Genomic DNA, 15491 nt, shown 5'->3' with positions numbered 1-15491 from the left:
ACAAAATTCGATATGGATTTTGTGTAAAAAACCGATCTGCTCAAAGTTATATTAAATTTTGTGCCTGTCGAATATTATTGACACATATCCCGCATCTCGTTAACTTTATAAATTTAAATGGTTAACCGGAATGAAGAGACAGATACTTAAAATATTCAAAAGAGAAAAAGGGATTGTTTCAGGCGAGAGGCTTAGTTCTGAGCTTGGGATATCAAGCGTTTCTATATGGAAACATGTCCGCAAACTTCAGGATTTAGGATATAATATTATTGCAAGCACAACAGGATACCATCTTATGGACTCTATTGATGCTCTTTTCCCATGGGAATTTCCAGATAGAGAATCAAATATCCACTTTTTTCCTGAAGTAACATCAACAATGGATATTGCCGGAGAGCTTGCCAGGAAGGGATGCTCACATTTTACTGTTGTAATCGCCGGATGCCAGAAAAAGGGCAGAGGTCGTTTAAAGAGGATCTGGCATTCTTCAGAAGGGGGGCTTTATTTTACCATCGTGCTCAGGCCGCAGATACCTCCTATATTAAGCCTGAGGCTCAATTTTGCAGCCTCACTCGTTCTTGTTCAATTGTTGCGTCAAATGTTTTGTGTTGATGCTGTGGTTAAGTGGCCCAACGACATACTGGTCAACAACAGAAAGATATCCGGAATGCTGTCTGAAATAGAGGCGGAATCGGACAGGGTCTCTTTTATAAATATCGGTCTTGGTATAAACGTGAATAACGATCCAGCCGCCAAAGAACCCACCGCTACTTCATTAAGGTGTATTCTCGGCAAAAAAATATCAAGAAAACAGCTCCTTTCTGAGTTTCTTGATAAGTTTGAAAGCTACATTAATAATGCGAACCTTGATAATGTAATCTCTGAATGGAAAAAACATACAATAACCCTTAACCGGCGCGTAAAGGTAGTAACATGTCATGATATATCCGAAGGGGTCGCAATAGATGTGGATGAAAACGGAACGCTGATTCTGGAACTAGCGGACGGATCAATTAAAAAGGTTATATACGGCGACTGTTTTCATGTGTAAGAGGACATAGATGTGAACACAAATCGTTCCATACAGCTTCGCAAAGCAGCATATACTTCACTTTTTGCAGCCTTAATTGCCGCAGGCGCATACCTTTCAATACCAATAGGCCGGGTTTCCATCGTCCTGCTCGTCAACAATTGACACATAAGCCTATCTATAGTAAACTGTAAATATTTATAATTGTCGGTTCACGGTTATGAAAAAAAGGTTGATGTTGCGGATTGTGAATTTTGCATAAGCGCGTGTGCTCTTAAGCAAAACATGAAAGAACAAAAAAATGTTACAACAAGGAGCATACTTAATTGAAAGTAGTAATTATAGGTGCAGGCGAGGTTGGTTTTCATGTTGCAAGCCGCCTGGTTAATGAAAACAAAGATGTGGTTGTTGTTGACAAAGATACTGAAGCAATCCGTCGCGTATCCGATAATCTAGACGTTCAGGTTGTAAACGGGTCGGGAAGCAGCCCTTTATCACTGGAGGAGGCAGGCCTCAAAGATGCTGAAATACTCCTTGCCGTGACAAACAGTGACGAAGCAAATCTTGTGGCATGTCTTGTTGCTGACATACTTTCTCCGTCAACAAAAAAACTTGCCCGAATACGGAATGCGGGTTTTGATCAATACCATGACAATTTCCGCAAACATGCTCCTCATATAGACACCTTAATCAATCCTGAGATCGAGGTTGTAAAAACAATCGACAGAATGATGAATATGCCCGGTGTCGTTGACGTCGGAGAATTTTCAGATGGTCGTATCAAATTTATCGCAATTCGTTTGGATAAGGATGCACGATTGGCCGGGACCCGTCTCTCAGAGCTTTCCAGCATATCAGAAAAACAAAGGCCTCTTATTATTGCCATTATCCGCGAGGAAAAGCTGATTATCCCCAGTGGAGATGACGCGTTATTGGCCGGAGACCTTGTATATTTTATTTGTGAAGAGGAAAAACTATTAGATACTCTGGCTGTTTTTGATAAGCATGCAGAGCCTGCAGAGCGCGTTCTTATAATAGGAGGAGGAAAAATAGGACTAAGACTGGCCAAATTGCTTGATGAAAAATCTATTTATACCAAAATAATTGAAAAAAACCCCGACCGATGTGCCAAGTTGGCCGCGAAATTGAATAAGGTTGTTGTGCTTCATGGAGACGGTTCCGATCAAGAACTCCTGAAAGAGGAAAACATCCAGGATATTGATGTGGTTGTTACGCTGACAAACGATGAGGAGATTAATATTTTAGCTTCGCTGCTTGCCAAACGAATGGGGGCGCGCAAAACAATCACAAAGATCAGCAAGTTCAGCTATTTCCCCTTGATGTCGGCCATTGGGATTGAACAGGTTGTCAGCCCACGACTTTCCGCAATCAATACAATTTTGCAGCATATTCGTCGCGGCAAGGTGCTTTCCTCCATATCAATTAAAGGTGAGCAGGCTGAATTCATGGAGGCGATGGCTCTTGAAACTTCAGACATAGTGGGCAAACCTCTAAAGAATATTTCCTTTCCAAAGGGGGCGCTTGTTGCCGGCATAATACATGAAGAGAATTTTATTATCCCTGCCGGCGATTCCATTATAAATCCCGGCGACATGATAATAATATTTGCAAGAAAAAAAGCCATCCCGAATGTTGAGAAAATCCTCACAGTTAAACTGGAATATTTTTAAATGCGCTGGCGTTATATAATTAATATCGTTGGTGTGTCGGCCATTTTTTTGGGGCTAACCATGATATTCCCCCTTATGGCTGGTCTTTATTTCAACGACCAAAGCGTTATACCTATTTTAAAGTCTATTGGAATAACAATATGTTCAGGTTTTTTGCTTCACATGGTTTTCAGGAAAGCTAAGGCGGAATTCATCAGCCAGCGTGAAGGGATAGCAATCGTGGCCGTAGGATGGACGCTTGCAGGACTGTTCGGAGCATTACCGTTTTATCTGGGCGGTGAAATAAGTTGTTTTGTGGATGCTTTTTTTGAATCGGTTTCCGGGTTTACTACAACCGGAGCATCGATTTTAACCGACGTAGAGGCTGTATCAAAAGGGCTCCTTTTCTGGAGAAGCTTTATGCAGTGGCTTGGCGGTATGGGTATCATACTCTTGTCTGTGGCTATTCTTCCATTTTTAGGGGTCGGCGGCATGCAGCTTTACAAGGCAGAGGTTCCAACCCCTGTCCCGGACAAGCTAAAGCCACGAATAAGGGATACGGCCATGATTCTGTGGAAGGTTTATGCCATCATTTCTCTGGCTGAAGTTGTTCTTCTGCTGATAGGTGGAATGAATCTTTATGAAGCTTTGTGCCACACATTCACAACAATGCCTACAGGTGGATTTTCAATAAAAAACGCTTCAATTGCTCACTACAACAGCCTGTATTTTGATATTGTAATCATTTTTTTTATGCTGCTTGCCGGGATAAATTTTTCGCTTCATTACCAAATGCTCAGAGGGAAACCGCTCGCTTTCTGGCGCGATTCAGAATGCCGGTTTTTTCTTACCTTTGTTTTTCTGTTGATTGTTGTCGTGTCATTTAATGTTTATGGCTCAATATACGAAAAAATCGGCCAGGCATTTCGCTTTGGAGCTTTTCAGGTGGTCTCTATTATTACGACCACGGGCTATGCAACAGCTGATTACGAAAAATGGCCTGCCATGTCCCAGCTTATCCTTCTGTTTTGCATGTTTATGGGGGCTTCAGCAGGTTCGACCGGCGGAGGTATGAAATGCATCCGTGTCATGCTTTGTTTTAAGTATTGTTACAAAGAACTGTTTGCCCTTATTCATCCACATGCGGTTACACAAATAAAAATAGGAGGCAAACCGGTTTCAGATGATATAATGAGAAGTATTTTAGGGTTTCTTGCCCTTTATATGAGCCTTTTTGTTTTTTGCTCTATCCTGCTTGCGGGCATGGGGGTGGATTTTATTACCTCTTTTGGCGCAGTTGCAGCCACTATCGGAAACATAGGACCGGGTTTTGGGATTGTCGGGCCGGTTGACAACTACGCGCAAATACCATTTGCCGGAAAATGGCTGCTTATATGGTGCATGCTTTTGGGAAGGCTCGAAATTTACACGGTAATAATTTTTTTTGTACCTGAATTCTGGCGCAAATAACAACTATTTTTATTGACAACCATAGAATTTACTATTAGGTATTTACTCTTTTAACAGGGCCGTTAACTCAGTTGGTAGAGTATCTGCCTTTTAAGCAGAGAGTCGCGCGTTCAAGTCGCGCACGGCCCACCATATATGTGTCCCCATCGTCTAGCCTGGTCCAGGACACCGGCCTTTCACGCCGGCAGCACCGGTTCAAATCCGGTTGGGGACGCCACTTTTATCATCACTGCCCCCAGCCTATTTGATAGCAACGTCTTTCAGGTCAATCCCCAGTGCATTTCCCATGGTTTTTAGAAGTTTTAGAGAAGGCGCGTGTTTATTGTGCTCAGATAGGGCTGCTGTAAATATCCCCTCTGTTTGTGATTTTAATAGCCCGGCGGTCTTTTGATGGGAAAAGCATTTACACCTATAGAGAGTTTATGCTAAAAAAATCTCAAAACACATCACAAAAAAAAAACAGGGAATGTTTAATGAATAATAATGCAACAGAATCCTCTCTTCCGTCAAACTTTATCCGCAATATTATTGCTGAAGATTTGAAGGCGAACAAAAACAACGGCCGTATTGTAACAAGGTTTCCGCCGGAACCGAACGGCTATCTGCATATCGGACACGCCAAGTCGATCTGTCTTAATTTTGGAATTGCCGCCGAACATGAAGGAGGCATTTGCAATTTGCGATTTGATGATACCAATCCCGGCAAGGAGGATGTCGAATACGTTGAATCAATAAAAACAGATGTCAGGTGGCTTGGATTTGACTGGGGTGACCGGCTCTATTATACATCAGACTATTTTGATCAACTATACGGGTGTGCTGTTCAGCTTATAAAAAAGGGTAAAGCCTATGTGTGCAGCCTGAGTGCGGAAGAAATAAGAAAGTATCGCGGTACTCTGACCGAACCTGGGGAAGACAGCCCCTGGCGCAACCGTTTGATTGAAAAAAACCTGGAAATGTTTGAGCTGATGCGGGCAGGAGAATTTGAAGACGGTGAGCATGTGCTTCGGGCAAAAATTGATATGAAATCCCCGAATTTAAATATGCGTGATCCTGTTATTTACCGGATTAAACACATGGCGCATCACAGAACCGGCAACACATGGTGCATTTATCCGATGTATGATTATGCTCATTGTCTTTCCGATTCCATCGAAGGGATTACGCATTCCCTCTGCACCCTTGAATTCGAAGACCACCGGCCGCTTTATGACTGGATACTTGACGAGCTGAATGTAGATTGTCATCCTCAGCAGATTGAGTTTGCCAGGCTCAACATGACCTACACAGTGATGAGCAAGCGGAAGCTTTTAAAACTGGTTGAACAGGGGCATGTTTCCGGATGGGATGATCCGCGGATGCCGACCCTGTCAGGCTTGCGGAGACGCGGTTATACGCCGGAATCTATCACGGTATTTTCTGATCGCATCGGAGTGGCCAAAAAGGAAAGTATTGTAGATTGTGCATTGCTGGAACACTGCATAAGGGAAGATCTGAACGAACGATCCCCCAGGGTTATGTGTGTATTGCGACCGCTTCGCGTGGTTATTGACAACTATCCTGAAGACCTGACAGAGGAACTGGAGGCTCAGAATCATCCGACAAATCCGGGCATGGGGACCCGGAAGGTTCCGTTTTCCAGGGTCCTGTATATTGAACAGGAGGATTTTCGTGAAGATCCGCCCAAAAAGTTTTTTCGACTGGCGCCGGGCCGTGAAGTAAGATTGAGATACGCCTATTATATCAAGTGTGAGCAGGTGGTAAAGGATGAAAAAACCGGCAAAATTATTGAGCTGCGCTGCACATATGATCCTGACACAAAAGGGGGTTGGTCTTCGGATGAACGCAAGGTCAAGGGAACCCTTCACTGGGTTTCCGCGCCTCATTCAATCAAGGCTGAAGTCCGTTTGTATGATCGTCAGTTTATAAAAGAAAACCCGACAGGGGTAAAAGCCGGAGCTGATTTTATGGATTATTTGAATCCAGACTCCCTGGAAACACTAACATCCTGCCATGTTGAACCATGCCTTGCGCGCGCAAAACTGGAAAGCCGGTATCAGTTTGAAAGGCTTGGTTATTTTTGCGTGGATTCTGTTGATTCTCATGAGGGTGGGCTTGTATTTAACAGGACAGCAACCCTGCGTGATTCATGGGCAAAAATAGAAAAAAAACAGGACCGCCGGCCTTAACCTGTTATCCTGACAGTGCAGGATTTGGCACCAAAGTCTCTCCACGAAAAGAACTGCAACCTCGTGTTATATGCATAAAGATAGGTTCTCTTTTCCGGTTCATCAACTATTTTTTCACCGGCAAATCTGCCTGGGGCGGATAGAAATTTCGAGACTAAAATAAAGCCGGGAAGGTGAAAAACAGGGGAGATGAATTTGGTTGATCACCGTATTTTGTTGGTGGAAGATTAGATAAGGGAGGCTTTGTTAATGGATTTTATTGAAAAGACAAGAATTAGGATGGAGAACTGGATCACACACAATGATCATCATCAAAAGGAATATGAGATACTTGCCAAACAACTGGAAACAGCGGGAAAGAACAAGAGTTCGGAGCACGTCAAAGAAATGATAAAGATGGCGGCTAAAAGTAACGATTTTTTGCGCAACGCTTTAAAAGCACTCGATTAATTTGGTGGGTATCATTCAACGGGTTTGTATTGATCCTCGATTTCCCATAAAATGGTTGATCCAGGAGGACTTCCGGTTTAATGACCAGTCCCTTGGCGGGACAATATTTTCCTTGAGGCTCCCTTCTTCACCAAACGATTTCAAGCGCTCATAAGCCTGAACATAAATACACTGTTTGACCCCTGGATAGACCTCGCACCATCCACTGCGACTCCCGCCGCAGGGGCCATTAAGAAGATATTTTGCGCATTGCGATTGCGGGCATAAAAAGGCTGTTTCAGACAGTGTACAGTCTCCGCACATCAGACATTCAAAACCGATAAATTTAATGATATATTCAAGCTGCGTAAATAGTTTTTCAAGAGATGTTCCGGATATTTTACGACAAACAGCTCTTGTTGGACGATATAACCATCCCTTTTGGTCAAAAACTGTTTTGTGAACCCATCTATTAAAACGATAGCTTGCCGATCTTCGGGGGACGCTTTGGTGTCGATTGACCGGCGCATCCGTGTTCAGCCCTGTTTTACGATCCGGTTCATAGTAGTAAAAACCCCCTTCCTGCGGAAAAGAGAACTCCCGTGCCCATTGCCGCCAGTCGGGATAAAATTCTTCCCCCTTTTCCAGTACAAAGTCTATATCTTCATAGGTAAGTTGGGAACCTCCTATGTGCACACCATCAAACCCAAGACCTTTAAGGATGGCAAGCAGCTTGGCGGCGCGAATTAATTGATTCTTTTTCCCTCTGTCCGGAAGCCGGGCTTCCTCTTTATACATGGACATCAGTTTGTCGGTCACTACGCAGCCCGGAACCGATCCCTGATGCATGACTGAAGCCACAGTCGTGCTCGGTATATATACATTTCCCAGTATCGGGATGCCCATGCTGTTTTGTCGCATATACCGGAGCGCCTCATCAAACTTGCGCGCGTCAAATCCTACCTGGGTAATGACAAAATCGGCGCCGGCGGCAATCTTTTTGTGCAGCTTAAAATATTGGGTCATTAATTCTGCTTCGAGCTTCTTAAAAGGAGAAATAACACACCCCTTGAAAAAAGGGATAGGAGGGAGTTTGGTCCCACCCCCGGGCGCATCCTTTTCCACCTCAAATCCCCTGGTCATCTCATCAACCATTGCTATAAGCTGCACCGTGTCCAGATCAAATACCGGTTTGGCAAACCCTTTAAAACCGTAACGAGGATAGTCCCCGCCCATGACAAGAAGATTGTGCATTTTCTCTCTGCCTTGCGCAAACAAACGGCTTTCCATCTGATTTCGATTTCTATCCTTACACGTCAAGTGCACAAGAGGATCGATTCCGAGCTTTAAGATCTCTTTCCCCAATACCCCAGGGCTAAGGGCAGGATGCCCGCCTGCATTTTCCGTAATGCTCAAGGCCTGGATTTTTCCTCCCAAGGCGGCCTTTTCAGCAAAAGCAAGGAGATTGTCCTGGACTCTGCCTCTGGACCCTCTGCCCGGGACCAGTTCGCACGTTATGGCAAACACGTTTTTGTTTAGAAGTGATTCCTTGAATCTGTTTTTTTCGTTGGGATTAGAATTCATATGGTTATCTTAAACTTTAATTGAATCGCAATAGCGAGCGCGTTTAAACCTTTTCGCCAGGTTCTTGAAATCTTTGTCAAATTCAGCGAGTTTCCGTATTTCCTTAAAGACTTTCTTCACTATAATTCCTCACTGAATAAGGCGAGGTTCGATAAAATACCGCTTCATATTCAATAATTTCTCCATTACTTCCCTAAGGCTGCGTTCGACGACGGATCTCTACCATGGATTGCGCCGAAAAAAGCAAGTTCCCATCTGTTTAATCCATCTTTTTTTGTAACCAGGTTAATGTTTCCGGGAAAGTCTTGAATGTTACTTCCGTTCCTGTTTCATCGTAGGATTCATTTATGATGCCGGCTTTGGTTCTTAACTGTCCTAAAAGGTGTCCTTTGTCGTACGGGATCACCATCGTAGTTTCGATCATATTTGATTCGAAATACTGAAGAATTTTCTTTCGTAGAAATGCGACATCCTCGGGGTTATGCGCAGAGATGAAGATTCCATCGGGAAATTCACGGTGTAGCTCTTCCAGCTCCCCGGTTGTGAGTTTGTCAATTTTGTTCAGGATTAGCCGGCTTGGAATTTTTTCACCACCGATCTCTTTCAGGACCGATTGCGTCACAACCAATTGAGATCGAAAAGCCGGATCGGAGACATCGACCGTAAACAAAAGTAACGAAGCGGCAAGCGCCTCATCAAGAGTAGATTGGAAAGATGCAACTAAATCGTGAGGTAATTTCTTGATAAATCCAACGGTGTCGGAGACGAGTACAGGCGGAAAAGCCTCTGGCTGCATAGCTTTTACACGGGTATCAAGGGTTGCAAATAATTTATCCTGTACCAATACATCGCTGCCGGTCAGCTTTTGCATTAGCGACGACTTGCCGGCATTGGTATAACCAACCAGAGAGACCTGGAAATTTTCTTTCCTGCGGCTGCGCCGTCTAATTTGCTCGTCGCGAATGCCAACAAGGCGTGTCTTTAACTCGGATATGCGGTCTCGAATGCGACGTTTGTCGAGCTCGTGAGAAGTCTCTCCTGCTCCTTTAGATCCAAGACTGCCGCCTTGGCGATCACCTCCAATACGAGATGCTCTTATCCTTGGCGCCAAATAAGCCAGTTTGGCGATCTCAACCTGAATAAGGGCTTCCCTGCTTTTGGCATGACGGCTGAATATTTCGAGGATCACACCGGTTCGGTCCAAAACTTCTACGCCGGTCGCTTGTTCAAGGTTTTTCAATTGCTTAGTGGAAATTTCACCATCATAGACGACAACATTGGCTTGCACGCTGTTTTTTGCCATTGGGTCATCGCTTGAACTCTCTTCATCTGAGCCGGCGAGACTGCCGACTGGATAATCTTCGTCAATGTCGTCGCAGGTTTCATCTTCTGATTTCCGGCTAAATCCTTCAACAATTCCAGAGCCGCCGGTATAGCCGGCAAGTTCTTTTAATTTTCCAGCGCCCAATAAGGTCCCCATATCAGGTTTTGGGCGGCGTTGCGTTAGCGTTGCGACGACCTTGAGGCCCATGGTTTTAACCAGGCGCCTGAGTTCGAGAAGAGACGAATCGTTCTCCTCATCGGAAACGCCATGAGTTTGAACTGAAAACAAGACCGCCGTTTTCTTTCCTTTGTTATCATTTGATTGTTCGATCATCTTTTGGTTTGACCATCCGTATTCAATTTAAAATGTTGTTTTTATATTTTTATGGGGATCTATCGTCATCTCATCTTTTCAAATCTATCCTGGTTTGCTCCCCATAGCTGCAGGTGAGCTTAACCGATCCCCGTTGCAAGGTCATAGGTTTCTTCGTTTCCATTAACAATCGGGATATTCTAAAGTAATTTTACCCAGTTTCCCTTTCCTGAATTCACCCAAAACAATACTGGACACTCGCAGGTAATCGACAATACCAGCTTTCAAAAGGCAGCCCCTTTTGGCTGCAATATTTTCCAGAATTTCAAGGGGCGTTTTATCTTTAATATCAATTTTGAATCTGGCACATAATTCTTCCGGGGCAATTTCAACCAGTTTTTCTATAAGATTAGATGCAAGCGTCGTCACATCCAGAACATCATCATTTATGGTTCCGATAAAGGCGAGATTTGTAAAAGTTTCTTTATCTTTTCTGGGGCGCAAAATTCCAGGAGTATCCAGAAGTTCAAATTGTGATTTTGCCTCTATCCACTGTTTAGCCCGTGTAACTCCAGGCTTATTGGCGGCCCTGGCCTTTTTTTTCCCGGCCATGCAATTTATCAAAGTGGATTTACCCACATTGGGTATACCTACCACCAGGGCTCTTATGATTTTATTTTTAATTCCAGCCTTATTAATTACCTTACGGGCTAAATTTGTAATATTTTTTAAACCATCACCTTTAACAGCACTTACCAACGCAACCTCGGTATCCCCTTTGTTAAAAAAGGAAACCCACTTTTTGTTGCCATAATTACTGCTAAGGTCGCATTTATTCAAAATTACAATTTTTGCTTTTTGCCCGATTATTCTATCAATATTCATATCTTTACTGGATAAGGGAGCCCTTGCATCCAAAACCTCGAAAACAATATTTACTGCTTTCAAGTTCTTTTTTAAAAGATCCTCAGAATCTTTCATATGTTTTGGAAACCAGTTTACATTTTCAGTCATTACAAACACCATTTTTATTTTAAATGCAGTTTTTTTAAATACATAGTTCCGGGGACATCCATGAAAAAAAAGGTCACCCATTTTGCTTCAGGGTCAAGCGTAGACCCCTTTTCTTCCTCGCTCAAGATTTAATCGACACCAGTAGTGTCCGGTTAAGATTTTTGAAACATGGGTTAACTATATTAATATATATTAAATATTGACGAAATCCAAAGGGATCGATTTGAATTTGCCATAAACCTGGTTTTATGGTTCTTTTGCAGAAAAACATGCGAAAGGAGCCTCACTATGAACCAGGGTCAAACTATTTTCTCTCAGGCAATCGATTTTCTACCAAAGAAAAAATTTAGTCAATGTGTCAATCGTTATAGTGATAATCACTGTATACATTCTTTTACATGCTACAATCAATTTTTATTTATGGCTGCTCAACTGGCATACCGTGAAAGCTTACGTGATATCGAGCGCTGTCTACGGGCCATGCAGGAGAAACTTTACCATATTGGTATAAGGGGTAAGGTCTCTCGTAACACTTTGGCTGATGCCAACGAAATTCGAGATTGGCAGATATACAGCGACTTTGCCCAAATTTTGATTCATGAAGCTCGTAGTCTGTATGTCGAAGATGATTTTGGCCTTGAATTGAAAGAGACCGTATATGCTCTTGATTTATCGACAATTGATCTATGCCTTTCGGTTTTTCCATGGGCTCGATTTCGCAAAACCAAGGCAGCCGTAAAATTACATACGCTACTGGATTTGCGCGGCGATATCCCGACTTTTATTTGAATTACTGATGGTAAAGTTCACGATGTTAATGTGCTCGATCATCTTATTCCGGAACCGGGCGCAATCTATATCGTGGATCGTGCCTATTTGGATTTTCAGCGGCTTTACCAAATACACCAGTACTTGGCCGTATTTATGACTCGTTCTAAAACCAATACAGGGCTTTGCCGTTTATATTCACAAAAAGTTGATAAAACCACTGAAGTTAGATATGATCAAATAGTTTTACCAATGGGGTTTTATGCAAAAAAAGATTATTCGGCCAAGCTACGTCGCATAAAATATTTCGATGCTGAACAAGAAAGAACATTCATTTTCCTTACCAATTCACGCTTCCGGCGTTAACGATTGCCGAGTTGTATCGTTACCGGTGGCGAGTGGAAATATTTTTCAAATGGATCAAACAGCATTTGAGAATCAAAAAATTCTTTGGCACATCGGAAAATGCTGTTAAAACTCAAATATGGATCGCAATATCAACGTATGTTCTGGTTGTCATAATGAAAAAACGGCTGAAAATTGATTTGACTCTCTACACTGTTTTGCAGATTTTAAGTATATCTCTTTTTGAGAAAAAGCCTATTTATAAGGTGCTGGCGCAAAGTGATTACAAAAACCAAATTACTATCGGACATATCCAATTGAAATTATTTGAATGTTAACCGGACACTATTTATATAAAGGTGATCGCAAATGACTCAGGAAGTAATAGTTCGCTTTCCACCCAGTCCGACCGGATATTTACATATCGGCGGTGCCAGAACAGCTATATTCAACTGGCTTTTTGCCAAAAAAACAGGCGGTAAGCTGATTTTGAGAATAGAGGATACCGATGCGGAGAGGTCTACAGAAGAATCTATTAAGGGAATTATTGAAAGCTTGAAATGGCTTGGGATTACCTGGGATGAAGGACCATATTTTCAGTCTCAATTCATTAAAGAACATCAGTTTGCCGCACAAAAACTCTTGGAATCAGGACATGCATATAAATGTTTTTGCACTAAAGAGACGCTTGATAGAAAGCGTGAAGAATCTCTTAAGAAAAAAGGCTCATTACACTACGATGGCACATGCCGGAATTTAACATCAGAAGAGGTTTCTGCAAAAGAGGCGGACGGAATTCCATGCACAATTCGTCTGAAAGTACCCCATGTTGAAGGTTCTGTATGTTTTAAAGACATAGTGTATGGTTTTATTGAAAACAAGTATGAAGATATAGATGATTTTGTAATAGTCCGATCTAATGGGAAGCCTCTTTATATTCTTTCCAATACTGTAGATGACATAAGGGATAGGATAACACATGTTATACGCGGTCAGGATGGCTTGGGAAATACTCCAAAGCAGATATTGCTGTACAAAGCTCTTGGAGCATCTGTTCCAGAATTTGCCCATATGTCTTTAACGCTTGATCCCCAAAAGGCCAAGATTTCAAAACGAACTCACGGAGAATTGGTCGCAGTACATTTTTACAGGGAGCATGGCTTTTTGCCCTGGGCTTTAGTAAACTTTCTGGTCCGTCTTGGATGGTCAACACCCGATTCCAGAGATATCTTTACAAAAAAGGAACTTGTTGAAGCATTTTCATTAGAGGGAATAAACAGAGCTAATTCTATTTTTAATGTTAATAAAAATGATCCAAAGTTTTTTACAGATCCAAAAGCTTTGAGCATAAACACACATTACATTCGGAATCTTCCTGTTGAAGAAATTGAGCCTTATGTTAAGGCAGAACTGGAAAAGGCTGGAATTTGGAATCCTGAGTTTGAATCAGTAAAACGTGACTGGTACCTTGCTACAATAGATCTTATTCGAAGCAGGTATCATGTTACCACAGAGTTTGCCACACTTGGCAAAGCATATTTTTCCGATGAGTATCAAATGGAAGAAAAAGCTCTGAAAAAAAACATTTTAAAGCATGATGGCCTGAAAAACTGGTTTTCGATTTTGGCAGACCGCATTGATGCTATAGAGTCATTTTCTATTGAAGAAACCGAGAATGTGATACGGTATATGGCTGAAGAATTCGGCATAAAGGCGGGAGTTTTGATAAATGGAATGCGTGCGGCGGTTACAGGGCAGGCAGTTGGGCCAGGTCTTTTTGATATCCTTATTGCTATTGGGCAGAAGCGAGTTGTAGAGCGCTTGCGCAAGGCTGTATCATTATTTGACTAAGAGGGATAGGCTGTCCGAGAAGAAACCTTGGTATTGGTATGCGACAGAAAAAAGGATCCCATAGTATCTGTGCTTGATGAAAGGCTGAAGGAGATCGAGACCGGTAACAAGAAGGGAATTTCCTTGGAACACGTAAAAAGGGAATTGGGAAAGAAGAGGGGCCTGTTTGACGAAGAAGAATGTAGAAAATAGGTAGATGAAGAAAGAGTTTGGGGACGCCCTTTATATTTCCACATTTGGGCTTAAGGATCGATGAGATTGTAGCCCTTTTATTGTACTATTGTCTCCCCTCGCTTTACCAACTGACTCACCCCGGCCAATAGAGATTCAATCGCCTTGCTATTTGAGCCATACTAATACAAGGGTCTCTTACCACCCAATAACATAGTAGATTTCTTGCCGCAACCCGTAACCATCATTTCAAAACTTTAAATGTAAAGGGATGTCCCGAAAGCCAAATGATAATTTGTAAACTGCAAAACTAAAGGGCGTCCCCAATATCCATAAAAATTTTAGCTATGGTGAATTCAAGTTGCAAGTGCACCAAATAAAATAAATAGTGGACATGAAATTACTGAATAAATAAGACTGCATAAGAGCTGTTCAAAAAAGAAGGGCTTTGAAAAATCCGCATGCTGTCATTGCGCCTGCCTATGCGTGACCACACGCATACAAGAACGCAGTGAAGCAATCTCGAATTACCTGTAATTACGAATAGATTGCCACGTCGCTTCGCTGCTCGCAATGACTTGAGAAGCGTTTTTCAACGATCTCAAAAGATGGATAAAAAAGGCTGGTTACAAACGTGGTGCCGAAGGCCGGACTTGAACCGGCACGGCCGTAAGCCACTACCCCCTCAAGATAGCGTGTCTACCATATTCCACCACTTCGGCATTTGGCCGGGCCTAAAAACCGTTAATTTGCATCATTTTGCCGTCAAATTAACGTATACTTGACAAATAGCCGTTAATTGTGTATGCTCCCCCCCATGGCGACAAACAATGCTATAAAAGACAAAATTAAGATTCTCAAAACCCGATACGATCAGCTTCGGAAGGGAAGGGAGTCTTTGCTTGCGATCATTGATGAATCTGAGCTTTCGGAAAGCGTTTTCAATTCAAATGCTATCGAGAATTCGACCCTGACGCTCAAAGAGACCGAGCGTATTCTGCTTGAACTTGAGGTCTCCCGTAATGTCTCGGTCCGGGAGGTTTTTGAAGCAAAAAATCTCGCGCGGGTGATGGAATACACCAGAGGTAAGGCCGGCGAAGCGGAGCTTTCCATAGACATGATCCTGCTCCTGCACACGATGCTCATGGGAAACATCAATGACGCCATTGCGGGGCGGTTCCGCACGGCGGGTGAATATGTTCGCGTGGGAACACATATAGCTCCGGCGCCGGAACAGGTGGAGGGCATGATGGAGACGATTCTGCTGGAATATTCTGCGGATCAGACTGCTTACTTTGCCGATAAGATCGCAAGATTCCATCTGGATTTCGAGA

The 15491-nt window shown here is 42.8% G+C and carries 12 protein-coding genes, 3 tRNA genes and 1 pseudogene; 12 read left to right on the top strand and 4 right to left on the bottom strand.

The features are described from left to right. Window positions 1–130: 130 nt before the first annotated feature. From VMW78_01315 to VMW78_01280, 8 genes are all read left to right on the top strand, one after another. Window positions 131–1051 carry a biotin--[acetyl-CoA-carboxylase] ligase gene (locus VMW78_01315; GenBank protein HUV49645.1) on the top strand — a complete coding sequence of 307 codons (921 nt, stop codon included), beginning with the start codon at window positions 131–133 and terminating at the stop codon, window positions 1049–1051. 12 nt (window positions 1052–1063) lie between these two features. Continuing rightward, window positions 1064–1195, top strand: coding sequence for a hypothetical protein (locus VMW78_01310; protein HUV49644.1), 132 nt, complete (start codon window positions 1064–1066; stop codon window positions 1193–1195). A gap of 161 nt (window positions 1196–1356) precedes the next feature. Continuing rightward, entirely contained in the window at window positions 1357–2721 is a 1365-nt protein-coding gene (gene trkA / locus VMW78_01305) for a Trk system potassium transporter TrkA (protein HUV49643.1), read from the top strand. Beyond that, complete coding sequence (locus VMW78_01300) at window positions 2722–4170, top strand: TrkH family potassium uptake protein (GenBank protein HUV49642.1); 1449 nt, start codon at window positions 2722–2724, stop codon at window positions 4168–4170. A gap of 56 nt (window positions 4171–4226) precedes the next feature. Beyond that, window positions 4227–4302 (top strand) — tRNA-Lys (locus VMW78_01295). Between the two features lie 7 nt (window positions 4303–4309). Next, window positions 4310–4387, top strand: a tRNA-Glu gene (locus VMW78_01290). A 256-nt stretch (window positions 4388–4643) separates the two neighbouring features. Further along, on the top strand, window positions 4644–6359 hold the full coding sequence (locus VMW78_01285) for a glutamine--tRNA ligase/YqeY domain fusion protein (protein HUV49641.1): 1716 nt from the start codon (window positions 4644–4646) through the stop codon (window positions 6357–6359). A gap of 249 nt (window positions 6360–6608) precedes the next feature. Continuing rightward, the gene (locus VMW78_01280; GenBank protein ID HUV49640.1) at window positions 6609–6809 is read left to right on the top strand and encodes a hypothetical protein; all 201 of its coding nucleotides are present in this window, start codon (window positions 6609–6611) and stop codon (window positions 6807–6809) included. Window positions 6810–6824: 15 nt separating this feature from the next. Here the strand turns inward: VMW78_01280 and VMW78_01275 are convergent, their stop codons facing one another. The 3 genes from VMW78_01275 to ylqF form a co-directional block, all read right to left on the bottom strand. After that, window positions 6825–8372: a methylenetetrahydrofolate reductase C-terminal domain-containing protein gene (locus VMW78_01275; protein ID HUV49639.1), complete on the bottom strand. Its 1548-nt coding sequence runs from the start codon at window positions 8370–8372 to the stop codon at window positions 6825–6827. Window positions 8373–8631: 259 nt separating this feature from the next. After that, window positions 8632–10029, bottom strand: coding sequence for a GTPase HflX (hflX, locus tag VMW78_01270; protein ID HUV49638.1), 1398 nt, complete (start codon window positions 10027–10029; stop codon window positions 8632–8634). A 162-nt stretch (window positions 10030–10191) separates the two neighbouring features. Further along, window positions 10192–11022: a ribosome biogenesis GTPase YlqF gene (gene ylqF, locus VMW78_01265; protein ID HUV49637.1), complete on the bottom strand. Its 831-nt coding sequence runs from the start codon at window positions 11020–11022 to the stop codon at window positions 10192–10194. Window positions 11023–11310: 288 nt separating this feature from the next. Here ylqF and VMW78_01260 point away from each other — a divergent pair. From VMW78_01260 to VMW78_01250, 3 genes and pseudogenes are all read left to right on the top strand, one after another. Then, window positions 11311–12473 (top strand): annotated as a pseudogene (locus VMW78_01260) (IS4 family transposase). Between the two features lie 31 nt (window positions 12474–12504). Further along, on the top strand, window positions 12505–13986 hold the full coding sequence (gltX, locus tag VMW78_01255; protein HUV49636.1) for a glutamate--tRNA ligase: 1482 nt from the start codon (window positions 12505–12507) through the stop codon (window positions 13984–13986). A gap of 27 nt (window positions 13987–14013) precedes the next feature. Beyond that, window positions 14014–14178: a hypothetical protein gene (locus tag VMW78_01250; GenBank protein ID HUV49635.1), complete on the top strand. Its 165-nt coding sequence runs from the start codon at window positions 14014–14016 to the stop codon at window positions 14176–14178. Between the two features lie 614 nt (window positions 14179–14792). Here VMW78_01250 and VMW78_01245 read toward each other — a convergent pair. After that, window positions 14793–14879, bottom strand: a tRNA-Leu gene (locus VMW78_01245). 95 nt (window positions 14880–14974) lie between these two features. On the opposite strand from VMW78_01245, the gene VMW78_01240 reads away from it, so the two are divergent. Continuing rightward, window positions 14975–15491 (top strand): Fic family protein (locus tag VMW78_01240; GenBank protein ID HUV49634.1); only part of this gene is annotated, 517 nt, incomplete at its 3' end.

The organism is Anaerolineae bacterium (assembly GCA_035529315.1).
GTDB lineage: Bacteria > Desulfobacterota > Desulfobacteria > Desulfobacterales > ETH-SRB1 > Desulfaltia.
The sequence above is the reverse complement of the archived record's forward strand: the minus strand, read 5'-3'. Positions and strand labels throughout refer to the sequence as shown.

Excerpts from the sequence above, each read along its gene's own strand:
- VMW78_01280 (HUV49640.1), top strand. The coding sequence starts at position 6,609 with ATGGATTTTATTGAAAAGACAAGAATTAGGATGGAGAACTGGATCACA.
- VMW78_01315 (HUV49645.1), top strand. The coding sequence starts at position 131 with ATGAAGAGACAGATACTTAAAATATTCAAAAGAGAAAAAGGGATTGTT.
- ylqF (HUV49637.1), bottom strand. The coding sequence starts at position 11,022 with ATGACTGAAAATGTAAACTGGTTTCCAAAACATATGAAAGATTCTGAG.
- hflX (HUV49638.1), bottom strand. The coding sequence starts at position 10,029 with ATGATCGAACAATCAAATGATAACAAAGGAAAGAAAACGGCGGTCTTG.
- gltX (HUV49636.1), top strand. The coding sequence starts at position 12,505 with ATGACTCAGGAAGTAATAGTTCGCTTTCCACCCAGTCCGACCGGATAT.
- VMW78_01285 (HUV49641.1), top strand. The coding sequence starts at position 4,644 with ATGAATAATAATGCAACAGAATCCTCTCTTCCGTCAAACTTTATCCGC.
- VMW78_01275 (HUV49639.1), bottom strand. The coding sequence starts at position 8,372 with ATGAATTCTAATCCCAACGAAAAAAACAGATTCAAGGAATCACTTCTA.
- VMW78_01300 (HUV49642.1), top strand. The coding sequence starts at position 2,722 with ATGCGCTGGCGTTATATAATTAATATCGTTGGTGTGTCGGCCATTTTT.